The 26,178-nt window shown below is 42.3% G+C and carries 19 protein-coding genes; 8 read left to right on the top strand and 11 right to left on the bottom strand.

The features are described 5' to 3' along the window. Positions 1-49 precede the first annotated feature (49 nt). Genes AC1DV1_RS16285 through AC1DV1_RS16255 form a run of 7 tightly spaced genes read left to right on the top strand, consistent with a single transcriptional unit; the run spans position 50 to position 7,331 of the window. Positions 50-1,012 carry a stage II sporulation protein M gene (locus AC1DV1_RS16285; protein WP_477361023.1) on the top strand — a complete coding sequence of 321 codons (963 nt, stop codon included), beginning with the start codon at positions 50-52 and terminating at the stop codon, positions 1,010-1,012. Then, positions 996-1,892 carry a hypothetical protein gene (locus AC1DV1_RS16280; RefSeq protein ID WP_477361021.1) on the top strand — a complete coding sequence of 299 codons (897 nt, stop codon included), beginning with the start codon at positions 996-998 and terminating at the stop codon, positions 1,890-1,892. Before AC1DV1_RS16285 ends, AC1DV1_RS16280 begins: the two co-directional genes overlap by 17 nt. Continuing rightward, on the top strand, positions 1,879-2,661 hold the full coding sequence (locus tag AC1DV1_RS16275; RefSeq protein WP_477361019.1) for a hypothetical protein: 783 nt from the start codon (positions 1,879-1,881) through the stop codon (positions 2,659-2,661). The genes AC1DV1_RS16280 and AC1DV1_RS16275 overlap by 14 nt, the downstream gene beginning before the upstream one ends. Continuing rightward, positions 2,658-3,842 (top strand): DUF4350 domain-containing protein, encoded by a 1,185-nt coding sequence (locus AC1DV1_RS16270; RefSeq protein ID WP_477361017.1) that lies wholly within the window; start codon positions 2,658-2,660, stop codon positions 3,840-3,842. The genes AC1DV1_RS16275 and AC1DV1_RS16270 overlap by 4 nt, the downstream gene beginning before the upstream one ends. Continuing rightward, the gene (locus AC1DV1_RS16265) at positions 3,832-4,809 is read left to right on the top strand and encodes an AAA family ATPase (protein ID WP_090641457.1); all 978 of its coding nucleotides are present in this window, start codon (positions 3,832-3,834) and stop codon (positions 4,807-4,809) included. The genes AC1DV1_RS16270 and AC1DV1_RS16265 overlap by 11 nt, the downstream gene beginning before the upstream one ends. A gap of 10 nt (positions 4,810-4,819) precedes the next feature. Beyond that, positions 4,820-6,166, top strand: coding sequence for a DUF58 domain-containing protein (locus AC1DV1_RS16260; RefSeq protein WP_477361015.1), 1,347 nt, complete (start codon positions 4,820-4,822; stop codon positions 6,164-6,166). Positions 6,167-6,170: 4 nt separating this feature from the next. Further along, positions 6,171-7,331 carry a hypothetical protein gene (locus AC1DV1_RS16255; protein WP_477361013.1) on the top strand — a complete coding sequence of 387 codons (1,161 nt, stop codon included), beginning with the start codon at positions 6,171-6,173 and terminating at the stop codon, positions 7,329-7,331. 88 nt (positions 7,332-7,419) lie between these two features. Here AC1DV1_RS16255 and AC1DV1_RS16250 read toward each other — a convergent pair whose 3' ends face one another. The 9 genes from AC1DV1_RS16250 to AC1DV1_RS16210 form a co-directional block, all read right to left on the bottom strand. Beyond that, on the bottom strand, positions 7,420-8,208 hold the full coding sequence (locus AC1DV1_RS16250) for a mechanosensitive ion channel family protein (protein ID WP_477361011.1): 789 nt from the start codon (positions 8,206-8,208) through the stop codon (positions 7,420-7,422). Positions 8,209-8,576: 368 nt separating this feature from the next. After that, entirely contained in the window at positions 8,577-10,208 is a 1,632-nt protein-coding gene (groL, locus tag AC1DV1_RS16245) for a chaperonin GroEL (protein WP_477361009.1), read from the bottom strand. 170 nt (positions 10,209-10,378) lie between these two features. Continuing rightward, positions 10,379-10,654 (bottom strand): co-chaperone GroES, encoded by a 276-nt coding sequence (groES, locus tag AC1DV1_RS16240; RefSeq protein ID WP_090641441.1) that lies wholly within the window; start codon positions 10,652-10,654, stop codon positions 10,379-10,381. A gap of 241 nt (positions 10,655-10,895) precedes the next feature. Continuing rightward, positions 10,896-11,240, bottom strand: coding sequence for a preprotein translocase subunit SecG (secG, locus tag AC1DV1_RS16235; RefSeq protein ID WP_477361006.1), 345 nt, complete (start codon positions 11,238-11,240; stop codon positions 10,896-10,898). 13 nt (positions 11,241-11,253) lie between these two features. Further along, positions 11,254-12,711: a hypothetical protein gene (locus AC1DV1_RS16230; protein WP_477361004.1), complete on the bottom strand. Its 1,458-nt coding sequence runs from the start codon at positions 12,709-12,711 to the stop codon at positions 11,254-11,256. Positions 12,712-12,732: 21 nt separating this feature from the next. Then, positions 12,733-13,242, bottom strand: a complete 510-nt coding sequence (gene lptE, locus AC1DV1_RS16225) for an LPS assembly lipoprotein LptE (protein WP_477361002.1) — start codon at positions 13,240-13,242, stop codon at positions 12,733-12,735. Positions 13,243-13,246: 4 nt separating this feature from the next. Further along, a complete protein-coding gene (locus AC1DV1_RS16220; RefSeq protein ID WP_477361000.1) occupies positions 13,247-14,500 on the bottom strand; it encodes a sigma-54 interaction domain-containing protein in 1,254 nt (417 codons plus the stop codon). Between the two features lie 27 nt (positions 14,501-14,527). Beyond that, complete coding sequence (locus tag AC1DV1_RS16215; RefSeq protein ID WP_477360998.1) at positions 14,528-14,908, bottom strand: four helix bundle protein; 381 nt, start codon at positions 14,906-14,908, stop codon at positions 14,528-14,530. A gap of 40 nt (positions 14,909-14,948) precedes the next feature. Then, a complete protein-coding gene (locus AC1DV1_RS16210) occupies positions 14,949-16,454 on the bottom strand; it encodes a MiaB/RimO family radical SAM methylthiotransferase (RefSeq protein ID WP_477360996.1) in 1,506 nt (501 codons plus the stop codon). Positions 16,455-16,607: 153 nt separating this feature from the next. Here AC1DV1_RS16210 and AC1DV1_RS16205 point away from each other — a divergent pair, with 153 nt between their 5' ends. Further along, complete coding sequence (locus tag AC1DV1_RS16205) at positions 16,608-18,413, top strand: hypothetical protein (protein WP_477360994.1); 1,806 nt, start codon at positions 16,608-16,610, stop codon at positions 18,411-18,413. Between the two features lie 96 nt (positions 18,414-18,509). Here AC1DV1_RS16205 and sov read toward each other — a convergent pair whose 3' ends face one another. Both sov and ruvA read right to left on the bottom strand, forming a co-directional pair. Then, on the bottom strand, positions 18,510-25,538 hold the full coding sequence (sov, locus tag AC1DV1_RS16200; protein WP_477361198.1) for a T9SS outer membrane translocon Sov/SprA: 7,029 nt from the start codon (positions 25,536-25,538) through the stop codon (positions 18,510-18,512). Between the two features lie 34 nt (positions 25,539-25,572). Next, positions 25,573-26,157 carry a Holliday junction branch migration protein RuvA gene (gene ruvA / locus AC1DV1_RS16195; RefSeq protein ID WP_477360992.1) on the bottom strand — a complete coding sequence of 195 codons (585 nt, stop codon included), beginning with the start codon at positions 26,155-26,157 and terminating at the stop codon, positions 25,573-25,575. Positions 26,158-26,178: the final 21 nt, after the last annotated feature.

The raw sequence follows: 26,178 nt of genomic DNA, 5'->3' as shown, positions 1-26,178 counted from the left end.
TATCGCATTTGTAATTATTTTAACAAAATATTTCAATGTTGGATAACTGATGCGCGAACCTCTTTTTGTAAAACAAAACGCTGCCAAATGGAGCAGCTTTGAACAATCGCCAACAGACGATCCTGATGAGCTTGCCGAAAGGTTTATCCAAATAACCGACGACCTTGCTTACGCCAAAACATTTTACCCAAAATCAAAAACCACAGCTTACCTTAACGGGCTGGCAGCTGGTTTACACCAATCCATCTACAAAAACAAAAGCGAAAAAAGCAACCGTTTCTTAACCTTTTGGAAATACGAATTGCCCATTTTGTTTAAAACCTACCAAAGGCCGCTGTTGTACTCATTTATATTTTTCATCATTTTTTGTTCTATAGGTGCCTTATCGGCAAAATATGATGAAAACTTTGTGCGCCTTATCCTGGGCGATGGATATGTAGATATGACCAATGCCAACATTGCCAAAGGCGATCCGTTTGGTGTATACAAACAAGGCGGCGAAACCCTGATGTTTCTGGCGATAGCAGCCAACAACATCTATGTATCGCTGGTTACTTTTGTAAGTGGTGTTATATTTTCTGTCGGATCAATATACTTTCTGTTCCGTAACGGGCTGATGCTGGGATCGTTTCAATATTATTTTTTCAGCAAGGGATTGGGCTTAAAATCAATCCTGGTGGTGTGGATACACGGCACTTTGGAAATTTCGGCTATCATGATAGCCGGTGCTGCAGGCATTATTTTAGGCAACAGTCTTTTGTTCCCTAAAACGTATACCCGCATGGTATCCTTAAAAAGAGGGGCTAAAGATGGCATGAAAGTAGCTATTGGCATAGTACCAATTTTAATTGTGGCCGCCTTTTTTGAAGGTTTTGTAACCCGCCATACCGAAATGCCCCTTTGGCTTAGCGTTACCATTTTAACATCGTCATTATTGTTTATCATTTGGTATGTAATTATATACCCTAATAAAATTTATAAAACCCTAAACCACAATGCAACCAAAAATTGAATTAGCTAAAACCCGCGATTTTGGCGAAATAATAAGCGACACATTTCTTTTTATTAAGCAAAACCTAAAACCCCTGCTTAAATACTTTTTCACGTTTTGCGGTATTTTTATAGTAGCAGCAACCATTAGCGCTTGCCTGATGCAGCTAAAAATGACCACTAATTTTAATAACCTTTCCAGCGGGGCCTATACTAACCAGTACGCGCCATCCTTTTTTAATTTTTTGGGAACCGAGTTTGTATTAACTATGGTGTTTACCCTATTAAGTATTACGGCCATAATAGTTACTGTTTTTTGCTATATGGCTTTGTATAAAGAAAAGGGCAACCAGGTGCCTGCAGCCGAAGAGATGTGGGGTTATATCAAATTTTATTTTCTGAAAATATTGGGCAGCTCAATATTGATCAACCTCCTGCTGGTGGTTGGTTTTGTATTTTGTTTGATCCCTGGTATATACATGTCGCCTATCCTGGCATTAGTGGCCCCCATTATGATCATGGAAAACACCAGTTTTGGCTACGCTTTTAACCGCAGCTTTGTTTTGATAAAGGAAAACTGGTGGGCAACTTTTGGCGCATTGATAGTTACCTGGATAATATTTTCAGTATGCCGCGCCATTATAGTTATTCCGGTTACCATAGTTAATGCTGTCAGTTTAGTAACACATGTTAAGGGAGGTGCCCATTTTTCTATTGTTGCCGCTGTAATTGGAGCGGCACTTCAGCAAGTGTGCCAGGTATTCATCATCATCCCTATAGTTAGCCTTTGCCTTTGCTATTTCAATTTAACCGAAAGTAAAGATGGCACCAGCCTATTAAACAGGATAAACCAAGTGGGCACCATAACGCCCGACAATGATTTACCGCTTGAAGAATATTAATATGCTGCGCCTGCTCTGCTTTATATTTTTTTCATTCGCTGTTCCCGTTCATTCAGTTAAAGGTGTTGTTCCTATTAAAAAGAGCACTAAACCTTTGGTACTGAAGCTGGACACCCAACAGGTAAATGTGCGCCACCTGGATAGCACAGCTATTAAAGCCTTCAGCAAACTCCCCGAGTTTAAATACGATGAAGAAATACAAAAAGACCCTTCATGGTGGACCCGCTTTTGGCATTGGTTTTGGACCTGGCTTAAAAACCTGTTTAAACCAGCAAAAATTTCGGATAATAAAGTGAACCCGTTTTTCCAGGTGCTGTTATATGTACTGCAGTATCTTTTCATAGGCGCAGGGCTGGCGGCTGTGGTTTTCCTGGTTCTCAAGCTGGCTGGTATTGATTTACTACATGTTTTCAGGCGCAAATCAATGGGGGCAAATTTACCCTACCAGGAATCATTGGAAAACATCCACGACATCAATTTTGACGACGAACTGGAGCGGGCTATCGCGCAGCATAATTACCGCCTGGCTGTAAGGCTGCTGTATTTAAAATGCCTGAAACAGCTTAGCGATGCCGACCTTATTAAATGGCAGATAGATAAAACAAACAATGCCTACATTAATGAATTAACCAACCCCAATCAGCGCCAGGTATTTAAAACCCTAACCCTGCAGTTTGAATATATTTGGTATGGCGAATTTGGCATTGATGCCTCCGTTTTTAAAAACATCAGTACATTATTTACAGATTTTAAAAAGGAGATATCATGAAGGATTTTAAAATCTACATTTCAATTGCCAGTATCCTGCTTATAGTATACCTTGTTGCGCAATACAATAAACCCAACGCTATTAACTGGCAATCAACACTTGCCAAGAATGATAAAATTCCGTTTGGTACTTATATTTTGCATAACCAGCTTGAAAAGCTTTTTCCTGACGCCGAAATTGCCAATACCAACAAATCCATTTACAACGTTTTCCACAACGATAGCCTGCAGCAGGGTAATTACATCATTATAGCCAAAAGCATAAAACTCAATAAATTTGATTTTGACGAAATGATGAAGTACGTTAAAGCAGGCAACTCGGTGTTTATGTCGGCATTTAACTGGAGTGGCTACCTTGCCGATTCGCTAAAAATTGAGTCACAGGCCGAGTATGCTAAACATAACGTATCCTTTAATTTTGTTAACGGCAAATTACGGGCTCAAAGTAGCTACCTGTTCAATCGTGATATTGCAAACCAATATTTTAGCAGCCTTGATACCGCCAAAGCAACCGTTTTGGCACAAAACTATGCTAATCACTGTACTTTTATGAGTTACAGTTTTGGCAAGGGGCACCTGTATTTATGCGCTACACCCGACTTATTTACTAACTACAGCCTTTTAACCAGGCAAGGGAACGATTTTGTCGAAAAGGCTTTCTCCTACATGCCTGCTGCCGACCATTTGTATTGGGACCAATTTCAAAATGGCGATATACCTGAAGATCTTTCGCCATTAAGGGTGTTTTTTGCTAACCCAGCTTTGCAATGGGCATACTATTTAAGCCTTTGCGGTATTTTAGTTTTCATTTTTTACGAAATGAAACGCCGCCAGCGGGTTATACCGGTAGTAGAGCCCTTACAAAATTCTACCCTGGAGTTTGTAACTGTTGTGGGGCAGGTTTATTACGAAAAACGCGACAATGCCAACATTGCCCATAAAAAGGTAATTTATTTGTTGGAGCATTTCAGAGACTATTACCGCCTTAAAACCAACAAACTTGATAACGAATTTATAGATACTTTATCAAAAAAAACGGGTGTAGCCATCGAATTTATTACCGACCTGGTGCATTCGGTAATTTTTATAGGTGCGCAACACCACGTTACCGATCATGAATTAATCAGATTAAATAAACTTATAGAGAAATTTTACAGCCAAACCGGACACAATGGAAAATGATTTTTTTGAACAACGAACTGATATGAGCAGGTTAAGCCTGGCTGTTGACCAGATAAAAGCTACACTGGGTAAAATTATTGTGGGGCAAACCGTGTCTATCGACTTGCTGATAGCCGGTATACTGGCCGATGGGCATATTTTGATTGAAGGAGTACCCGGTGTGGCCAAAACGCTTACCGCCAAACTTATTTCAAAAGCAATTGACGCCAAATACTCCCGCATTCAGTTTACCCCGGATTTGATGCCATCAGATATATTAGGTACTTCTGTATTCAACCCTAAATCAACAGAGTTTGAATTTAAGCAGGGTCCTATATTTGGCAATATCATCCTGATAGATGAAATTAACCGCGCACCTGCAAAAACACAATCGGCTTTGTTTGAGGTGATGGAAGAAAAGCAGGTTACAATTGACGGGCACACCTATAAAATGCAGGAACCCTTTACTGTATTAGCTACCCAAAACCCGGTTGAGCAGGAAGGTACCTACCGCCTGCCCGAAGCACAACTGGATAGGTTTTTATTTAAAATAGAAATTAAATACCCGTCGCTGGAAGAGGAAATAGCTATAATTACCCAACAGCATCAGCAAAAAAACACAGATCAGTTAAACAATATTACTCCTGTATTATCGGCTGGCGAAATTATATCTTTAAGGCAACAGGTACGGGCTTTGCATGTTGAGCGCAAGCTGTTGGAATTTACAGCTAAAATTGTTTTTGAAACCCGCAACCATAAATCATTATACCTGGGTGGTTCGCCACGGGCTTCGCTGGCTATGATTAGCGCGGCTAAGGCACTGGCAGCTATTAAAGGGCGCGATTTTGTTACGCCTGATGATATTATTTACGTTGCAGCGCCTGTATTAAGGCACCGGGTAATGCTTACGCCAGATAAGGAAATGGAAGGCTTGAGCCCCGACGATGTAATTGGGCAAATTATTCAAAAAATAGAGGTACCACGATAACCCATTTTTTGTGAAAAACATTTACGGCCTGTTTTATAAAGATCTTTTTTTGACCAACCGCCTGTTTACCGGCTTGGGAGTAAGCGTAATAGTTTTTGTACTATCATTCTTTTTTCCCTGGCTTGGTGTTATACCGGCATTGGTTTTCTGGGCGTTGGTATTGCTGTTTTTGATTGATGTGCTTATGCTTTATAAAACCGCCAAAGGCGTGTTTGCCAAGCGCCATGCCCCCGAAAGATTAAGCAACAGCGACGAAAACGAACTGGGTGTGTATGTTGAAAACTGGTACCCGTTTAATGTTAGCATCGGTATTATCGACGAGATTCCCTTTCAGTTTCAAAAACGCGATATCTGGTTTAAAACAACGTTAAAACCACATGAGCGCAAACTGATAAGCTATAGTTTGCGGCCCACCAAACGCGGCGAGTACGAATTTGGCGATATCCGGGTTTACGCCAAATCGCCATTAGGGCTCATCAGGCGGCGTTACACTTTTCAGCAGGCCGAGACATTGCCGGTATACCCGTCCTTTCTCCAGATGCGTAAATATGAGTTAATGGCTATCTCCAACCGACTCACAGATATCGGCATCAAAAAAATACGCCGTATTGGCCACAGCCTGGAGTTTGAACAGGTAAAAAATTATGTTGCCGGTGATGATTACCGCACCATTAACTGGAAAGCCACTGCCAGGCAAGGCAACCTGATGGTTAACTCCTATACCGATGAAAAATCGCAGCATGTGTATTGCGTAATAGATAAATCGAGGGCAATGAAAATGCCTTTTGAAGGCTTAAGCCTGTTGGATTATGCTATAAACGCCAGCCTGGTACTCTCAAGTGTTGCGCTCATAAAGGAGGACAAAGCCGGCTTAATTACTGCATCTGAGAAAATTGGCGCTGTTATTCCTGCTGATAGAAAATCGTCGCAATTGAATAAGATACTGGAGGTTTTGTATAAGGAGCGTACCCGCTACCTGGAAACCAATATGGAGTTATTATACAGCACCATACGCACGGTAATAAAGCAACGCAGCCTGGTGGTATTTTTTACCAATTACGAAAGCATGAACGCCCTTAACCGGCAGTTACCCTATCTGAAACGAATAGCCAAATTTCACCTGCTGCTGGTTGTCTTTTTTGAAAACACAGAACTTAAAACCCTAAGCGAAAAACAGGCAACCGACCTGGAAGGCATCTATATAAAAACCATAGCAGAAAAGTTTGCTTATGACAAAAAACTGATTGTAAAAGAGCTGGCCAAATATGGTATCCAATCTATATTGAGTGCACCTCAAAACCTTACGATTAATACCATAAACAAGTACCTGGAGTTGAAGGCTAAGCAAAAGATTTAAGGTTATGGCGATATTTGAATTAATCAAATTGCTTATTCATGGGGTAGAATTTGCCGCCAAGCAGGCTCAAAAACACCAACCCGAACGCCAATTAGATCCTTCTTTATATACCAGGCGGGCAACAAGTATTTTGCAATACATTGATATTGCCACCAATGCCATGATAAATGATGGAAAAAAAGAAGATGAAGTTAAAACCATATTAATTAACATGGGCCTGCATGAAGATCACCTCGACGTGGTTTTAGACCGGGCACAACGTAACTATGAAAAGTGGTTTAATGAAACCCGTAGCAGGCCAACATTAACCTCCTTTGAAATATATGAGCAATTAGCCCAAAGTCCGCGACCAATCGCAAAACCCTTGGTGGACATAGTTTTCGAGCCGGGAGAAGATCACTCATTTCATTTTTGTGCTTTAATAAATGATAAGCGATACTATCACCTAAATGGAAGAAACCTGCTATATGCAGCTGCTAACCAGGCTTTAAAGAGTGCACCCATTATACTTAATGAAGATGTGGCCATAAGGCAGTCAACTTTTGCCAGGTGGGGTGGTAATGCAAATAATCCTTTTTTGCGGGTAGTAACTATCAATGACCAACGAGAAGCTATTTATCCATATTTACAAACAGATATCAAATACAATTTTTATCCCAAACAAATTATAGAGTGGAACAATGGCCATCCTGTTATAGAAGCTGAGATTGATGGCAGCCTGGACAAAGATACGCCGTTATGCTTTTTTGCCACAGATTACGCGGTTAATAAACAAAGCTACCAAAGTCAAAGTATGATTGAAGTACAGCTTTCGGCCTTTGTATTAGCGCTTTATAAATCTGGCAGAAACAACAATGATATCGACCAGCAACCCAAAGGTTTTAAGCCAAGTGAGACTTTTAGCAACAAAAGCTATTTTTCATTTGAAGGCGTAATTCTCGAAATAAAAGGAACAGCTGTTGACTCTCTATCAATAGGTTGTGTGATGGCTGTAAAATTTGCACACAACCAAATACCAGGAAAGCATCTGATCATAAATGCGTATGTATCTAACGATAATATAAAAACGGATAAAATACATAAAGGAATGCTGGTTACAGGCAGATTGTGGTTTCAAGGCGAGATTGCGTCAACAAAAGCAGCATTACAACCAATCAGACCATAATCGTTTTCCTGTCTGGCTGATCGCCCCCTGCACAGCCATGTTTAAAACCGATGCTTTACAAAAAAGTCTTAAATCTTGACTCTTATTCTTATCCCGCCTTTGGAAACGCAACCCCATTAGCACTAAAATCTTTAAATATCTTTTCCTGCAGGGCTATTTTGGCGGTTAAAAAGTTGGCTGGCTCTACCCATACATTTATGGTTATGCGTACCGAATCTATCTCCATACTGATGATGCCTACTCTCGCGGCCGGCTCTGTAAGCAGGTCGTGGTTTAAGCTAATTGCTTCATTAATGATAGCCTTTACTTTATCCAGGTCATTGGCATAAGCAATCTTAATCTCAAAATCCAACCGGCGTTTACCCTCGCGGGTTACGTTTACAATCACTTCGTTAAAAAGCTTCCCGTTAGGAATAATTACCTGCTTGTTATCGGCAGTAATTAAAACGGTGTAAAAAATCTGGATAGATACTACTTTACCATCCTGTCCCTGGGCTATTATGCTATCGTCAACCTCAAAGGGCTTTAACAGCAAAATGAGCACCCCGCCTGCAAAATTTTGAAATGTACCTGAAAGGGCCAAACCAGCGGCAACACTAAACGCGCCAATTATTGTAGTGAAAATAGTAAGCTGGAAGCCAAAAATATTAATTACCGAAATGATAAGTAATATATAAAGACTGGTAATTGTAAGACTAAGAAGAAAAGGCTGTAACGATGAGTGTACCTGCCTTTGAAGCATCCGGTTGCGTAGCCGCGACCTTAAAAATTTGATGAACCAAAGACCGACAATTAGTACTATTAACCCGAACGAGTAACGCACCCAATTATCTACTATCCATTTGTGCGTATCAATGTAAAAATCTTTTAACTCCATATATGGAGGCAAAAGTAAAAATTAATTACTTACCGTAAATGGTTATAAATAATTCGGGGCCTTTAAACAACAACCAATCTACGATGGCGCTGTGTATTTGTTTTGATTTTTGTGTTATATTTTTCATATCATCCTACGCTATTCAAATCCTGTGCCTAAGAAACTAACTTTCAGGATTGTTACGCAAAAATACAGGTTCGCTATTAAGATAATTTTAAAAACTAATCAAATGATTAATTAATGACCATCCGTTTACGTTCAAATGACCGTAAGCGATCTTTAAAAAGCAGAAACCCTGTATACAAAAGCATACAGGGTTTCAAATAGTATATATTTTCAGACACCCCCTTCAGGGGGCCGGGGGGCTATTACATCATGCCGCCCATGCCGCCGCCACCCATTGGTGGGCCGGCTGGAGCATCTTCAGGATCATCAGCCAATACAACTTCTGTTGTTAACAACATAGCTGCGATAGAAGCTGCGTTCTCTAAAGCTACACGACCAACTTTAGTTGGATCGATAACGCCCGCTGCAATCAGGTTTTCGTATTTATCAGTACGTGCATTGTAACCAAAATCACCTGTTCCTTCTTTAACTTTTTGTACCACGATTGAACCTTCGATACCAGCGTTCTGGCAAATCTGACGTAAAGGCTCTTCGATAGCGCGACGGATGATCTGGATACCAGTGTTCTCATCTTCGTTATCGCCTTTAAGATCAGCTAAAGCAGCTACCGCGCGGATGAAGGCAACGCCACCACCAGCAACAATACCTTCTTCAACAGCAGCACGTGTTGCGTGTAAAGCATCGTCAACACGGTCTTTTTTCTCTTTCATTTCAACTTCTGTAGCAGCACCTACGTAAAGTACAGCAACACCACCAGATAATTTGGCTAAACGCTCCTGTAATTTTTCGCGGTCGTAATCAGATGTAGTTGATTCGATTTGAGATTTGATTTGGCCAACACGACCTTTGATCTCATCGGCAGAACCAGCACCATTAATGATGGTTGTGTTATCCTTGTCGATAATGATTTTCTCGGCAGTACCTAAGTAAGTAAGGTCAGCATTTTCTAATTTGTAACCTCTTTCTTCAGAGATCAAAGTACCACCAGTAAGGATAGCGATGTCCTCTAACATAGCTTTCCTGCGATCGCCAAAGCCTGGTGCTTTAACAGCAGCAACTTTCAGTGAACCACGAATTTTGTTAACTACCAAAGTAGCCAATGCTTCGCCATCAAGATCTTCGGCAATAATTAATAATGGTTTGCCTGTTTGTACTTGTTTTTCAAGGATAGGAAGTAATTCTTTCATCGAAGAGATCTTTTTATCGTAGATCAGGATGTAAGGATTTTCTAATTCAACTTCCATTTTATCAGCATTGGTAACAAAGTACGGAGAAAGGTAACCGCGGTCAAACTGCATACCTTCTACAGTTTTAACTTCAGTTTCAGTTCCTTTTGCTTCTTCAACAGTGATAACACCATCTTTACCAACTTTAGCCATAGCTTCCGCAATTAACGAACCGATGATCTCGTCGTTATTTGCAGAAATTGCAGCAACTTGTTTGATTTTGTTATTGTCTTCGCCTACAGTTTGCGATTGAGCTTTTAAATCCTCAACAACAGCTGCAACAGCTTTATCAATACCACGTTTTAAATCCATTGGGTTTGCACCTGCAGCTACGTTTTTAATACCTGCGGTAACAATAGCTTGTGCTAAAACGGTAGCAGTAGTAGTACCATCACCTGCAATATCAGCAGTTTTTGATGCAACTTCTTTAACCATTTGGGCACCCATGTTTTCTAAAGCATCTTTCAGTTCGATTTCTTTAGCAACAGTAACACCATCTTTAGTGATTGATGGTGAGCCGAATTTTTTATCAATAATTACGTTTCTGCCTTTAGGGCCTAATGTTACTTTAACCGCATTAGCTAAAATATCAACACCGCGTTTTAAGGCGTCGCGTGCTTCAACATTGTATTTAACTTGTTTTGCCATGATTTTAGTTTTGAATTATTGAATTACTGAATTATTGATCTGGCTGATCGCCTAATCTTTTTTTCAGCATCCAATAACTATTTTCGTTTTAACTTTTGATTGTGAGTTGAAGAATTATTGTTTGTGCCGGATAATTCAATAAATCAATCCTTCAATAATTCAATAATTAGTTACAGTACCGCGTATACGTCAGATTCGCGCATAATTAAATACTCTTTTCCTTCGTAAGTAATTTCGGTACCGGCATATTTACCATATAAAACCTGGTCACCAACTTTTACTGTTAAAGGCTCATCTACTTTACCGTTACCTACTGCAACGATAGTTCCACGCTGAGGTTTTTCTTTAGCGGTATCAGGGATAATGATTCCCGAGGCGGTTTTCTCTTCGGCTGCTGCAGCCTCTACAACCACTCTGTCGCCGATTGGTTTAATGTTTAATGACATAGTTATAACTGTTTGTTTATTTAAGTTTTTCAACCACCAAATCCTCATCAATTATGCCAAGGCCGGGCAATGGCAAATATTGACATACATAACTGTTGTAATGGCAGCAAAAACGTTTTTTTACTTTTTACCCTTAACAGTATTTTAACCTGCCCGTGCCATCGTGTCAGTTAAGCAGGCCACAAAAAAACGGCTTTGGAACAATCCAAAGCCGTTTTTTTACTATTTATTAAGTGTAAGCTTATTTCGTTTTATTGGGAGTTTGCGCTGCAGGAATATTCAACGGCTGCGATACAGGTGCGGTTGATGAAGGTTTTGAAGCTTTATCAATTTGGTTTTGCAAAGGATTTGCAGTACTTGCCGAACCACCTTTGGCTACCACGTTAATGGCTAATGCCAATACCATTACGGTAATTGCCAATACCCAGGTGCCTTTTTCTAAAAAGTCGCCTGTTTTTTGAACGCCCATCAGCTGCGATGAACTTGAAAAATTAGATGACAAACCGCCGCCTTTAGGGTTTTGGATCAATACGATTAGCCCTAACAGAGCACATACAATAACAGTAAGGATAATTAAAATGTACATTTCTTTATTTATATTAATTCGTTTTCTTTTCTAATTGTTCAATTTGGTGGGCAAAGTAACGGCTTTTTTCCGGGAATTTCAACATCAATTTTTTATAAGTAGCAATCGCTTTGTGATATAGCATCTGGTCGGCATATATCTGTGCCAGGGTTTCGCTTACCAGCTCGTTTTTATCTTCCGAACTTTTTTTGGCTTTATTCTCATTATCTATCTTGTTTATTGATGGCGGTCTTATTTGTGGCTCTTCTTTAATAAACTTTTCAATAATGATATCTTCTTTGCGCTTTATCTCGGGAGCATCTGGAATGGGGGCATTTTCAAGGTCAAGAAGCGATTTATCATGAAATATATTTTCAAAATATTGCTGCTGCAATTCATCAGCAGCATGTTCCTTTTTTTCTTCGTTAGTTATCCCCTGCGGTACCGGCTGTTGTATCGGCGGCAAATATGGCTGATAGGTTGACGCGTACTCTTTACGTGTTTTATCAAGCCACCACATGAAAGAATAAGGCATCTTTTCATCATGATACTTTGATACCGTTTCGGCTTCCTGGGCAATATCTTCGGTTTTGGCCAGTACCGGAAGTTCCTCAGCTTCAACAGGTACAGGCTTGCCGACACCTTTTTGATCGGCAATCGAATTATCAAACATAAAATAATCGGTAGCAGCAATACTGCCAATGATCCATTTTTCTGTTTCAAAATTAATATCGGCCGACTTGCTTTTAGACTCGGCAGCGGTTAATTTATCAGCAGCGACCGGCGTTTCTTCCGCGGCTTCTATCTCTTCAACAGCTTGCTCTTTGATGTCCGACGCGTTGCCGCTAAAGCTGATATCTTCGATACCTACAATTTCGTCAAAAATCTCGTCTTCAATATCTTCTTCGTTTTTGCCTTCAGCTATCTCTGGCTGTACAACGGATGGTGCAGTTTCTTCAACAGTCACCGCTGCTTCACCCCCTGTTTTATCATTTTCCAAAGATAACTCTTCAACAGCCGGCTCTTCCACCACCTCGGTTATAGCATTGGCCTCATCTTTTATTACAGATTCAGGCTCTGGTTCCCCAACCAATGTCCCAAATTGATTTCCCGGTTCGTTGATGCCTTGCGGCTCCTCAGTTATTTCGGTGGCGGTACCTATATTAAAATAGTTTTCGCTTTCAGCGGCGGGCGGTGCATAAACGGGTGCAGCACCGTTTTTTAAACCGGCAATTTGCCCGGCCGAAACTACAGGCAGGCTCTCAGGATCATTAATAAGTTTGTGCAGCAACCGGGGATTAAAGTAAACAGCGGCGTGTTTTAAGTCGGTTCCGTTACCTGCGTGGGCAAGCATGGCCCTTAATATGCCACTTTGCGGAAACTCATCAACCAACTGCTGCAAATCATAATTATGCAACTGGCCATTATCGGCCGGATTGGCCAACAACTCCCATAATATCTCGTTTTGCCTGTTATTTAAATATTGATCCACGTGGTTGAAAGTACGAAATGCCTACCAATTAGAAAAGGCCTTGTTATAAATATCTTCGGTTAATTGCTTGGTAATATTCTGGATCAGGTTTTGTTCCTGCGATCCTATGTCACCTTTATAATCGGCAAACCTCGTCATACTTTCATCAAAGTTAATCTTTTTGTCCTTATCATAAACAAATTTCACCTTTACGGTTATGCTTAACCTGTTTGCACCGGCAATAGGCGCAGTATTAGTTGAGGTAGCCTCTATAGACACAGGAGCGATGGTATAACCAACAATACTTCCGGACAGGGTTGCATCGGCCTCGCCACGTACCAGGCTCAACCGGCTTTGGGTACGTACACGTTCTTTTAAAGCCTCGGTAAATGTTTGGCTTAAGTTGTTTACCACCAGCGGTGCGTTATTTTCAAAAAACTGGATGTTCAGTGTTTTCAAACCGGGTGGAATAGCTTCATTACGGAGTGTATAACATGATGAAAGCAAACCTAAACTTAAAACTATAATTACAGAACCGATTATTCTTTTCATCAACCTATAAATTTAACTCTTTTATTTTTCTGTACAATGTACGCTCGGATATGCCCAGCTCGTTGGCAGCCAGTTTGCGTTTCCCTTTATGTTTCTTTAAAGCCTTACGGATCAGGTCTGATTCTTTTTCAATCAGCGATAGCGATTCTTCTACCTCCTCGGCTTCGTGGGTTATGTTATACGCATCGTTACCGCCAATATTGTTGCTATTATTATTTGTATTAACGGGTTGCTGCAAAGTAAATTGTCCCTCGGGGCCGCCCGGAATTTCAATATCGCGGTACAACTGGTTAATCGTTTGTGAGTGATTGGCGTAATTGGTTGATACGCCGCCGTGTTCAATAATATCGGCCACCAGCTTTTTCAGTTCAACCATATCACGTTTCATATCAAACAGTACTTTGTACAATATATCGCGTTCCGAAAAATCTTCTTTACCCGGGTTACCTACACGCATAGGTAAATTGCGGCCGTTAGCCTCCTGCGGGATATACGTTAACAAGGTTGGCCCTGTAATAATACGGTCCCGCTCCAATACAGCTAACTGCTCGGCCATATTTTTAAGCTGACGCACATTACCCGGCCAGCTGTAGTTTATCAGCACTTGCTGTGCCTCTTCATCTAATTGAATCGGCGGTGTACGGTATTTATCGGTAAAATCTGATGTGAATTTTCTGAACAGCAGGTAAACATCCTCTTTCCTGTCTCGCAAGGGCGGGATTTTTAAAGGCACCGTATTTAAACGATAGTAAAGATCTTCCCTGAACTTACCGCTTTTTACAGCATCGTAAACATCAACATTGGTAGCGGCTATAACGCGCACGTTGGTTTTCTCTACCTTTGATGAGCCTACTTTAATGTACTGGCCAGATTCCAGCACCCTGAGCAAACGGGCCTGGGTACCTAAAGGCATCTCGGCAATTTCATCCAAAAATATAGTACCTCCGTTTACGGTTTCAAAGTAACCCTTACGTTCGCCAACAGCACCGGTATAGGAGCCTTTTTCGTGACCAAACAATTCCGAATCGATAGTTCCTTCAGGTATAGCCCCACAGTTCACCGCGATGAAAGGCCCATGCTTACGCGGACTCATCTGGTGTATAATGTGCGAAAACACTTCTTTACCGCTCCCGCTTTCGCCGGTAATCAGTACCGAAATATCTGTAGGCGCCACCTGGTTGGCTATATTTATGGCCCGGTTAAGCAATGGCGAATTGCCAATGATACCGAAGCGTTGTTTTATTTCTTGTATTTCCATGTTTGAAAAAGAGTCAAGAATCAAGAGTCAAGAATTAAGACTTTTAACTTCCGTTTTTAAGATATACTCTCTGAACGAAAATAACATCCTTTGAACTTCAGAAACTAAATCTATACATTCCTTTAGTTTACCTACCGACCCATATTTTCTACGCTCACATATTAATAATTGTGTTTCCAATTCAAATGAAGATGAAATTGCTATCGACAAAAATTCGGCAAAATGTTTATCGGTATTTTTTCCAGATCCCTCGGCTATATTCGAGGGGATGGAACAACAACTCCTGTTTATCTGATCAATTAAATTATATCTTTCATTAGCGGGTAACTCCCTGCTAAATTCAAAAACCATATCTGTCAAATCCATTGCCTTTAGCCATATTTTCAAATTCTTAAAATTATGCCGCATATGCGCTTCGGTCTTGATTCTTGACTCTTGATTCTTGACTCTATACAACCTTCCCTATCAACGTAGCCGTAGTAGTCCTTTCAATCAAAACGTTCACGTATTGGCCGGGCTTGTAGTTGTCGGCTACAGGGAAAATCACCATGGCGTTTTGATCGCTGCGGCCACAATAATCATTTTTTGATTTTTTGGAGAAACCTTCAATCAGCACTTTTTCTGTTTTGCCAACGCGTGCCTGTGCACGGTAGTATGAGTACTCCTGCTGTTTTGCTACTATCTCGGTTAATCGTTTTTGCTTTACTTCCTCGGGGATATCATCAGCATAGCGTTTCGCGGCCAATGTTCCGGGGCGTTCGCTGTATTTAAACATGTAGGCAAAATCGTATTTCACGTAATCCATCATACTTACAGTTTCGGCGTGTTCCTCGTCGGTTTCGGTACAAAAGCCGGTTATTACATCTGTAGAAATTGCGCAATCGCCAATTATCCTGCGGATAGCGTCAATCCTGTTGATATACCAATCGCGGTCGTAAGTCCGGTTCATCAAATCAAGGATGCGGGTATTACCCGATTGTACCGGCAGGTGTATATAGTTGCAAATATTATTGTATTTGGCAATAGTATATAAAACCTCATCGGTAATATCCTTCGGGTGCGACGTAGAAAAGCGCACGCGCAAATCGGGATTAATGAGCGCCACCATTTCCAAAAGGTTAGCAAAATTGGTAACGGGAGCCTCACCTAAATCCTCTCCAAAGGAGAGGACTTGCTTAGCATCTCGTCCATCCTGCTCATCAGAACCCTCTCCCTTGGAGAGGGCAGGGTGAGGCGTTTTCCACTTATACGAATCCACATTCTGCCCCAACAAAGTAACCTCGCGGTATCCTTTTTCAAACAGATCGGTGCATTCGGCTACTATTGATTGCGGGTCGCGACTGCGTTCACGGCCACGGGTAAACGGTACCACGCAAAACGAACACATGTTATCGCAGCCACGCATAATAGATACAAAGGCGTTAATACCGTTGCTGTTTAAACGTACCGGGCTTATGTCCGCATAAGTTTCCTCGCGGGATAGCAATACGTTTACGGCTTTTTGGCCGCTATCAACCTGGTCTATCAGGTTAGGCAGGTCGCGGTATGCATCAGGGCCAACAACTACGTCAACCAGTTTTTCTTCTTCTAAAAATTTCGATTTCAGGCGTTCGGCCATACAGCCCAACACACCTACCACCAGGCCAGGGTTTTTAACCTTGGTAATGGCAAACTCCTTCAAGCGATTACGCACACGGGTTTCGGCATTCTCGCGGATAGAACAAGTATTTATAAATATAACATCGGCTAAATTATGATCGCCGGTGGTTTCAAAGCCCTGTTCAGACAATATGGATGCAACAATTTCGCTATCGCTAAAATTCATTGCACAGCCATAACTTTCAATATAAAGTTTACGGCCGTTATTTTTACCCGTCACCGGCTGCTCTAAAACTAAAGCCTCGCCTTGCCTGCTCTCATCATGTACCTTATCCGGAAGAACCAAATCCATCATTCAATTAAAAATTAGTTTGCAAAAATACACAAAATTTAAATACACGGATGACATATTGTCAGTATTTAACAAAATCGAAATTTTATTGTTATATTTCTGATTCTATACGTATAACAGTACCAGTAACACCATAAAGTAAACGGATATCTTTAAATGAAGCTTAAATTTTTAAGGCATAAGTGGCAAAAAATAGCATTTAGTTTTGTGTTGGTACCGGTACTTATAGTATTTATTATTGCCCTTATCCTTAACCATTACCTGGCCCCTATTTTGGCCACGCAGGTGCGCGACGCTGTTTTAACCGGCAGCGACAGCCTTTACCGGGCTGATTTTACTAAGGCTGAGTTGCATTTACTGGAAGGAAAAGTTACCATATACGATATTAGCCTTATCCCCGATACCGCGCTGTATAACCGAAAAAAGAAGCAGCACCTGGCACCCAACAACCTGGTAACCCTGCATGTAAAAAAGCTCATTTTAAAACACATACACCCATTCAGCTATTATTTCAGGCAACGGCTAAAAATAAATGAAATAATTTTGAACGAGCCCGAACTGAACGTTAGCTATGCGCTTAACCATACGCAGGATACCGTTTTAAAAGATCATCGCACAGCCTGGCAAAAAATTTCAAAAAGCCTGCACTCCATAAGTGTCGGCCATATTTATTTTAACGACGTAAAGTTCAAGTACGAGGATTACTCGGGCCATAAGGTAGTTATATCAACCCTTAAAGAAATGAACCTGAGCGCTACCGACCTGCTCATTGACTCGGCAACGCAGACTGACAAATCGCGGCTTTTATATTGTAAGGATATTGTTACCGAGCTAAATAATTATAGCGGCAAAACAGATAACGGGCTATATGATTATAAAATAAAATACCTTAAGCTATCAACCATGTACGCGCGGCTCAATATCAGGGGACTGCAATTGCAAGCCGCAAAAAATGACCTGTTTTTTAACAAAAGTCAAAGCGATAGCTTTACGCTGGGCATAGATTCAATACAACTTAACGACTTCGATTTTTTGAATTATCATAAATACCGGCGCGTACAGGCATCAAGTCTTGAACTTGCCAATGGCGCATTAAAGGTATTTGGCAACCCCAATAAGGCTAAGCAGGTACCGGAAGACAAAGTATCCACCTTCCCTAATGTGCTGGTACGCAATACCGATGCCGACCTGACTATAGATACCATCCGGTTAAAACACATCAATGTATCCTACTCCGAATATAATGCCGAGACAAAAAAGACCGGATCGGTTGAATTCGACAACACGGAAGGTGAGTTTCATAACGTAACCACAAACAAGGCCTCCATAGTTAAAAATAACATCACCGATGTACGCCTCAGCAGCTACTTCATGAACCGCGGGCGATTGGATGTTCAATTTCTGTTTAATTTAACCGATGCTGATGGCTCATTCAACTATAAAGGTTCCCTAAGCCCGATGGTTGCCAACAAACTCAACCAGGCCACTGTACCGCTGGCGATGCTCAAGATAACATCGGGCAATATCAAACAATTTAATTTTGATATCCATGCCAACCGCAAGGCCTTTAAGGGGCGGATATCTTTATTATACAACGATTTAAAGGTATCAATCCTGGAAGCCGACACAGCCAACAACCGTTTAAAAAAGCAGCAGCTGATATCCATATTTGCCAACCTGTTTGTGATAAAACGGAACAACCCTGATGCTATTGGCAAGGCGCCCCGTTTTTCTGATGTTAATTATTTACGGCCAAAGGACTCGCCATTTTTTAAGACCGTTTGGCGCACATTGTTACAGGGCATAAAAGAATGTGCCGGCCTGGATGAAAAATCGCAGCAGGCCGCGATGGGACGCTTAACCGAACACAAAAAAAACAAGCAGGAAAGATTAGTGAGGAAAGCCGAACGCAAACAGCATAAAGCTGAAAGAAATGCAGCGAAGGAAATGGATTCACATTAATTTGAGAATTTGAAGATTTGAGAATTTGAAAATTAACGGGACTTACTATGCATTTTCAAATCTTCAAATTCTCAAATTTTCAAATCGGCTCCAATTTTATTGGAGCAACAATTTCAGGTTGATGCCGAAATTGGTAAAGGCGGTATTAAATGTTTGCGAGGTGTACGGGCGGGTAATGTTTGAATCGTAAAACAGGTTGAGGTTAAAACGCTGGTTTATCACATAGTCAATTGATGGCCTCACGGTAATATTTTGTGCGCCTGATGATATTTCGGCGGCTGCTACATCGGCACGGTAAATAAGGGTTTTATTATCGCGCAGCGAGAAATCAAGCTTAAAGTTTACATCCTTCGGGCTGCCACCGGGGAACAGGCCAAACGGGAAATGAAAGTTTTTGGTGTGATAGCCAAAGCCAAAAACCATGATCTTTTCATTTTGCTGCGCCAACTGGCTGTTAAGCAGGCTTAGGCTAAGGGTACGACTCTGCCTGAACTCCACGTTGGCGGTCATGCTGTTTTTAAACCTGGCGCTTGCTCCCAGTAAAGGCACAAACTGCTCAAAAATGGTAACCTGCGAAAACTGGTAAAGCGGTAAAAAGTCGTTATTTAAATCGCGCGCGCTGCTGGCGCCGGCGGCTTCCTGGTATTGCAGCAAGGTGGTAAAACCGTTTACGTTATATGACGACCGGTAACCGTGGCTCAGATCGAATGAGTCGAAAATATCGGCGAAGAACGGAATTTTGGCCAGGCCGCTGTACCTGACATCCCAGTTGGGGATAGGTATTTTAGGAAACTGAGATGTACTGGCCTTCGCTGCTTTTTTACCTGTATAGGCAGCCAAAAATGCTGGCACCAGCACGTTTTGTGAGTTTTGGCCGTAACCATCTCTAAGCCCAACAGAATCTACCAATTGCGTTGAATTAGGGTTTTGCGCGGCAAGCCTTTGCGATATAATGGAACGGTTGGCAAGCATTTGCTGAAACAGCGGCGATGTATTATTAATACCGGTAGTTTTTTTGAACGCCGTGCCTATAGTTAAATAAGAGACACTATAATTACCCGTGGTAACCGGGCTTAACGATTCTATACTATTGGTTGCAGCCAGGTATTTAAAGTTAGATTGGTAGTTATTATCCTGCGTTTTAAAGGCGATGAGGTCAATTTTAAGGCCAGGAATTGGTTCAAGAACAGCCCTGAAGTGCATATCCTCGTTAAGCGATTTTGTATATAATTGGTTTTGCAGGGTATCTGTAGATATCCATCCATTGGCCACCGCCCTGGCACGGATATCGGTTTGGCTGCCCAATAAAAAGCCAATGCCCGGTGCGTTGTAATCAGAGTTTTGGCCAAAAATACCTGATTGGGGCAGGTAGCCCGGTAAATAGATGCCCTGCTTGCGCGAGTAAGTAGCGCTTACATTTTTAACACTGGTAAGCAGGCCAATTAACACCTTGCTAATGCCACCCGGCGAATTAGGGTTACCGGCCTTGCGTATAAAAGGGAACTTGTTATATAACGATACCATGTTAAAAGTCGGGTTCACCTGGATTTCGCGCAGGTTGCTGATGCTGTTACCCACATCATACGAAGGGTCATTAATGGCAAACAACGGCTGGGTTTGCCAGTTAAAGTGGGTGCTGTAACGGGTGGTTACCGATGTCCAGTCCAGCCCCGGAATTTTGTTGATAGGCAGGGTATAGTTGATATTGATAGTGTGGTTGTAGTTAGTGGTACGGCCCAGCTTTTTCAGGTTATCCCAAAGGGTATCGCGCTTTAAACCATTAACACGCCCGGCTGGTTCATCAACAACCGAAAGGTTGGTGGCATCAATATCTAATGATAAGGATTTCGACAAATTCCAGCCTATACCGTACACCCTGGTAATGTTAAAGTATTTATTAAAGGTAGTTGTTGGTATGGGGATAAAATTATTAGGGTCGTTATCCCGCAAGGTGTTTTCAGAGTAAAACCGATCAAAATTAATACTGAAATTTAGCCTTGATGGTAATATGCTAAAGTTGATATCGCGCGCCAGCGCCAGCAAATTACTTTTAATGATTTTTGCAAATGGGTTATAGTATTTGGGCGCGTTGGTATAATTATAGGCAAAGGTAAAGTGATAAGTTTTTTCTAAATCACTTTGGGTTGTAAAATCATGATGGGTAAACTGTGTAAAGGCATAGCTGGCGCTCAGGTTCTCGATATCCCAAACATGATTTTTGGCGGTAGGGTCGAGCTTTGTTTTATGTACGTTGGTAAAATTGAAGCTTTTTCTGAATGTGTAATCAACCGCCGCGTTCCTTATCGAATCGCGCTCTTTGGTACTTGTGGCTGCGGCAAGTGATTGCTTCAATTCTATATCCGGCGCCCCCGGATCATACTGAGGCAAGCTTGTTTGCGACGATACATTGATGTAGGCCGGTATGCTTATCCCGCTTTTAGCCGGAAAAAACTTTCCTAACTCGGCAGTGGCCGATATATCATAAACCTGGTTATCGCTTTGGCTCCTGTCGTTCAGCCGTGAATCCAGCGTACCAAAGCCTATACTGGTTTTGCTGCCCGATACGGTAACGTCGGCAAAATCGGCCAGCTTAGTATCCAGCCTCGCTGTAGCTGCCCAACCACCGCGCTGGTCAAAGTCCGTTAAGCGCAGTTCATCAAACCAAACCGTGCCTGTTTTATCAAGCCCATCATCTGTGCCCGTTGCCTGGCTGCCTTTTAAAGGGTTACGTACACCAATCATAATTGTACGCAGGCGGCTTAAGTCGGGCTGGCCTTTTATATAAACAGTTTGGGTGCCTTCGGTATATTTAAATACCTGGTTAAAGGATACATTGCTGTGGTTACGGGCAAGTTTTGCACGGGTAAGCAAACCAAGCTCCAGGTCAATGGCGTTGGCGTCGGGCCATATAGCATCAGGGCTACTGGTGCCCGGCTGCGTAATTTTTAAAGGCACTTCGTACTCGTAATAGTTATCCTGGTAATCAACGCCAAGGCGTAAAAACGCGTTCAAGTCATCGTCTTTCAATAGCTCGCCTTCAGCGTGCACAAACATTTGTACGCGTTTGTATTTGCGCAAATCATTATAAAACGTCCTGAAAGCCGCCCTTGAATAGCCATCCCGAAGGCTTTTTACATTTAATGACAGCGATTGCTCGTTCAGCTTAGTATTTGTTTGCAGGTTGTTGTAATTACGCTGGCGCTGAATGCCTGGTGGCACCACGTAAGGGATGGGCGTACGGTTACCATTCTCTTCGATGTTTACCGCCTGCACATCAAGCGTCGAGTTATCCACTGGTGGATTGCTGATAGATGGATCGGCAATAACATTGAGCGGATTTCTCTCGATGTTAAATGCCCGCCATTCGCCGCGCACCAGTTCCAGTGTCGCGAAACGGAGGATGGCGGTATCGGCAAAATTGGTCATGAACATCCGCATAAAACGAATGGCCTTAAAATCACCAATATTACCAACCTTGCTTTGGTAATCGGTAATCGGGATCCTGAACTGGTACCAGTTTACCGATTGTGTTGTACCGTCGGGCAGTTTAACATTTGCGGTTACCTTATCGCTGATGTTGTTTTGCCCAACAACCATATCGCCGGGGCGGATAGATACTTTGTATTGAAAGTATGAATCTTCCTGGCTCATGTTATTATCCCGGTTAATATCCTCGCCATCGGGCAACGAGGTTGATGCCGAATTCTGGATCCCAAGTTCGGCCTGCGATTGCTGCGATGTTTTGGAGTTGCCATCGGTACCATTGTATTTGCTATAACGGTCAAGGATACCTAACCTTGCCTGGTCAAGTGCCGATCCCTGGTAGTACTGGTAATCATCAGACGATGGGTCATTTGCAAAATTGGTTGCGGCCTGTCCGCTCAGTTGCCCTTTAACCTGGGTAACTACCGGCGCAAATTTCTTCTGCTCGTCAGCATCATTTAATCCATCCAAACCCACATCCTGCAAACGGCGCGCATCGGGATTATTGTCAAAGGCGTTAATTACGGGTTGCAGTTTGGATACCCGGCCCCAATTGGTTTCGTCAACCTGGGTAACGTCACCATTCACGGGCAAGCTGTTCTCCAGGCTTTTCCGGCCATCTTTCAATATATCTTCAGATACGCTGCCTAAGTTAAAATACAAGTCGCCACCTGCCGAGTTGGGTTTGTAAATAAAAGGATCGAGCACCCAAAACTCAATATATGATACGTTTAACGATTCAAAATCATTGGTTTCGAGCTTCCTGAACATACCGCCCCAGCGTGTTTTTGGATTTTGTAATGTACCATCGGGATTAAAGCCCGTAGTTGTATAATTATACGGCCCGCGCACATTTGGATAAAACGCCATATTCAGTGTAGCAAGGGTTAATGGCTGCCCTGTGCTCGACTGCTTATAAGGGAATACTTCCTGCTCCAGAACCTGCCTTGCGTAATGATTAGACAGGTCGGCCCTGGATATGGCGATGTTATTTGAATTGGTATAAAATATAGGGTCGATATTATAAAATGCCAGGCGGGCGCGGTTGTAACCATAGCTTAGGTCATCAAACCGGCTGGCTTCAGGGAATAACTGCGGTGTACCCGAAATTTGCCAGGCATTGGCACTTTTTATATCGATGATGGATTGGCTGTTTTCAAAATCATCCAGGTACGACGTACCGTTTTTTGAGCCTGCAAAATTTAACGCGCCGGGGCTGCCGGGCAATAACTGTGCAAACTCGCCCGAAAAGGTAACCGACGATGGCGCCTTGGTGTGAATCAGCGGTATTTTATCAACCAGGCGGGTAAGCATGCGCGAATCCGAACTGTAGTTAACATCAAAACCCCATATGGTGTTGGAGATTGATTCCTCGCCTGCTGTTTCATTTTGAGTAATAGGTTGCTCGGTAAGGTGCATCAGCGTACCGCCTAAATTCAGCTTATCGTTCACATGATAATCAAACCTCGATCCGTATAATGATTTTTGCTGAACGCCAAACAGCTCATTGTTTTCCAGCTTTACGCTGATGGTTTGGCCAGACGACAGCAAGGCCTGGTTCAATATCCTTATCCGGCCGGAGTTGTAATCAACCGTATAATCTGTGCCCTCGGTTAATTTAAGCTGGCCAGCCGTTACCGTTACTGATCCCTGCGGAATATTCACAGCATTCAGCTGGTATTCGGAGCCGCCGGTTGAGGTGTAAGTACCTTTAATTACATAGCGGTTTAAGGCCGGAAAATATTGTTGTGCTATGGTTTTTGTAGAATCGTACAGTGGCTGATATACGTAACGCTTGGTAAGGTCCGTTTCGCCGGCGGTAAACTTGGCAGCCAAATCAGAGCCGAAAGGTTCAATAGTAGGGAACGAAATGCGGCCGTTTTGCGAGTCGATAGTAACTCCTTCCAAAAAGTCGAAATACCCATCGGGCTGTTTGGCGCTTTGCTGGTCAAGATTATCAAGCCCTGCAACCTGCAGCCACAGTTTACCTTTCAGGTTGGCCCCCTCCTCCATCACCGTTTTTTCGATACCCGATTTATCGTCCAACCGGGTCACTGTCAGTTTAAAATTAGTTGGAGCAATTTGGAACGCGCCCAGCGAGTAGATGTTTTTCATCATCAAATCCCAGGATGGCAAATTGGTTTTCAGCAGTTCGTTTTTTAGCAATTTCACAAATAACACTTTAGGCGTATTGGGGTCAACCGCTACATCGCTGCTAAATTCACCCACCTGGTATTGTACGCCATTAATGGTATATTGATAAGCAACCGCCAAAACTTCATCGTTATTTAAAGGATAATTAAGCGAGATATAGCCCAATTGCGGGTGCAGCGTATATTCCTTATCGGTGAGTTTGCGGGCGTAAGTGAGCTTGGCATAGTTATCCGTGTTACCTGTTGATTGAAAATAACTGGCTACTGCGTTTGAGTTTGTTTGCCTTGCATCGGCAGGCAGGTTTGTTAATAACGAGTTGGATTGCTGCGCAAAACCAGGCCCCTTAAAACCGGCCGGCAAGCCGCTAAAGCCAGCCCCGCCTTGTATTCTTGATGTGTTGTAAGGTTTATTTTCGCCAAGATCAAGGAACGCTAATATATCCCTCGAATCGGTGGTTACGTTGGTACGGTTAGTTGTCCAGACCTCAATTTTTGTTATGTTGATATTGGAACTGATAATCGGGATATTGGCCAGCGCCTTGTTATAGTTATTGCGGAAATACTGCGATAGAAAGAAGTGCTTATTGGCCTCGTAATCCGCAGGTGTAAGCCTGAACTCGCCCTGCTGCGAACCATTGGTTATCGTAATAGTTTTTGACTGCGACCGCTGCTGCGATAAAATACTGGTGATATCCAACCTTCCAAATTTCAGTTTGGTTTTTACGCCGAAAAGCGCCTGGCTGCCTGTTATCAGCGTTGTGGGCAGGGGCATACTCACCGTACCGGCTTCTATTTTCTGGATGATCTCGTCGGGCGAGCCGGTATAGTCCAGCTTTACCTGGTTTTCAAACTGGAATTGCGCATCGGTATTGTAGTTAGTGGTAATCTTCAGCTTATCGCCAATATTACCAGTAACATTAAGCTGAATCTTTTGGTCGAAATTAAAATTAAACTGGCTCCGTTGCCTGGTATTAAATAATGGGTTTTCGTTTTTATTAACCTGCCCGGCCAATATCATTTCTGCCGATCCCTGTGGGCGGATATCAATGTTCTGGCTACCAAAAATTTGCTCAAACGTGCGGCTCCTTACTTTTATAACAGGAATAAAGCCTGGCTGCTGCGAATCGTAGGCATAATTATCTGCCAGCTGCTTATAGTAATTGCGCTGTTTTGATTTATCTGTAAGTTTTAAATACTCGGCAAAGGTGAGGTATTGCGGCGGCCGGTATAGCAAATCGCCCACCCGTTCGTACAAAATATAGCGGTTTGTGGCCGCATCATATTCAACCGTACGCACAAGCCCCGGAGGATCGGAACTAAAAATACCTTCCCTGACCCTAACATTTTTGGGTTGGGCTAAGTCAAGCGGTACACTTTTCCGGGTCGTATCGGTCCTTATCTTCGGTATTTGCTGCTGCGCATAAGCGCCGTTAAGAACACCGAAAGTGAGAATTACCAATACACTTATAATAATATTATAAGTAAATATTCTTATCAAAAGTCAAGTCGAAATTTATACGTAATTATAGGGTTTTTAAAGCAAATTTAATTAGTTGTTCAACAGTTAAATCGCCGCTATTTTTATTCATTTCCTGCTCTAATACTTTTTCGACAGTATTGCGGGCAAAGCCAAGCATTACCAGGGCGGTAAGTGCTTCATCCTTAGCAGTTTTATTTATTGGCACAACGGTTAGGGTATCCGGGCCTTCCTTGCGCAGTTTATCCTGCAATTCTAAAATTATTCTTTGTGCCGATTTTGGACCTATCCCTTTAATACGCTGAATAAGGGAAACATTACCGCTTACAATAGCGGCCTGAATCTCGGCCGGCGTTATAGAAGATAGCATCATGCGGCCTGTATTTGGCCCGATACCGGATATCGAGATCAGGTGCATAAACAAGCGGCGCTCACCATCATCGGCAAAACCGTACAGGGTAAGCGCATCTTCTTTTACATGTTGCCATATATATAGCTTGCAGCTTTCATCGGCGCCAAGCCTTGAATATGTATTTACCGATATATTGATATGATAACCTACACCACCTGTATCAATAACAACATGCGATGGGCTTTTAAAAACCAGTTTACCACTAATATAATCGTACATAAATATTATTTTATTCTTTTG

The sequence above is a fragment of the Mucilaginibacter sp. P4_D1 genome (assembly GCF_056401935.1).
Note: the sequence above shows the minus strand (reverse complement) of the source record. Positions and strands in the feature narration are given on the sequence as shown.

Excerpts from the sequence above, each read along its gene's own strand:
- AC1DV1_RS16285 (WP_477361023.1), top strand. The coding sequence starts at position 50 with ATGCGCGAACCTCTTTTTGTAAAACAAAACGCTGCCAAATGGAGCAGC.
- AC1DV1_RS16280 (WP_477361021.1), top strand. The coding sequence starts at position 996 with ATGCAACCAAAAATTGAATTAGCTAAAACCCGCGATTTTGGCGAAATA.
- AC1DV1_RS16270 (WP_477361017.1), top strand. The coding sequence starts at position 2,658 with ATGAAGGATTTTAAAATCTACATTTCAATTGCCAGTATCCTGCTTATA.
- AC1DV1_RS16265 (WP_090641457.1), top strand. The coding sequence starts at position 3,832 with ATGGAAAATGATTTTTTTGAACAACGAACTGATATGAGCAGGTTAAGC.
- AC1DV1_RS16255 (WP_477361013.1), top strand. The coding sequence starts at position 6,171 with ATGGCGATATTTGAATTAATCAAATTGCTTATTCATGGGGTAGAATTT.
- AC1DV1_RS16250 (WP_477361011.1), bottom strand. The coding sequence starts at position 8,208 with ATGGAGTTAAAAGATTTTTACATTGATACGCACAAATGGATAGTAGAT.
- groL (WP_477361009.1), bottom strand. The coding sequence starts at position 10,208 with ATGGCAAAACAAGTTAAATACAATGTTGAAGCACGCGACGCCTTAAAA.
- groES (WP_090641441.1), bottom strand. The coding sequence starts at position 10,654 with ATGTCATTAAACATTAAACCAATCGGCGACAGAGTGGTTGTAGAGGCT.
- secG (WP_477361006.1), bottom strand. The coding sequence starts at position 11,240 with ATGTACATTTTAATTATCCTTACTGTTATTGTATGTGCTCTGTTAGGG.
- lptE (WP_477361002.1), bottom strand. The coding sequence starts at position 13,242 with ATGAAAAGAATAATCGGTTCTGTAATTATAGTTTTAAGTTTAGGTTTG.
- AC1DV1_RS16220 (WP_477361000.1), bottom strand. The coding sequence starts at position 14,500 with ATGGAAATACAAGAAATAAAACAACGCTTCGGTATCATTGGCAATTCG.
- AC1DV1_RS16215 (WP_477360998.1), bottom strand. The coding sequence starts at position 14,908 with ATGCGGCATAATTTTAAGAATTTGAAAATATGGCTAAAGGCAATGGAT.
- AC1DV1_RS16210 (WP_477360996.1), bottom strand. The coding sequence starts at position 16,454 with ATGATGGATTTGGTTCTTCCGGATAAGGTACATGATGAGAGCAGGCAA.
- AC1DV1_RS16205 (WP_477360994.1), top strand. The coding sequence starts at position 16,608 with ATGAAGCTTAAATTTTTAAGGCATAAGTGGCAAAAAATAGCATTTAGT.
- ruvA (WP_477360992.1), bottom strand. The coding sequence starts at position 26,157 with ATGTACGATTATATTAGTGGTAAACTGGTTTTTAAAAGCCCATCGCAT.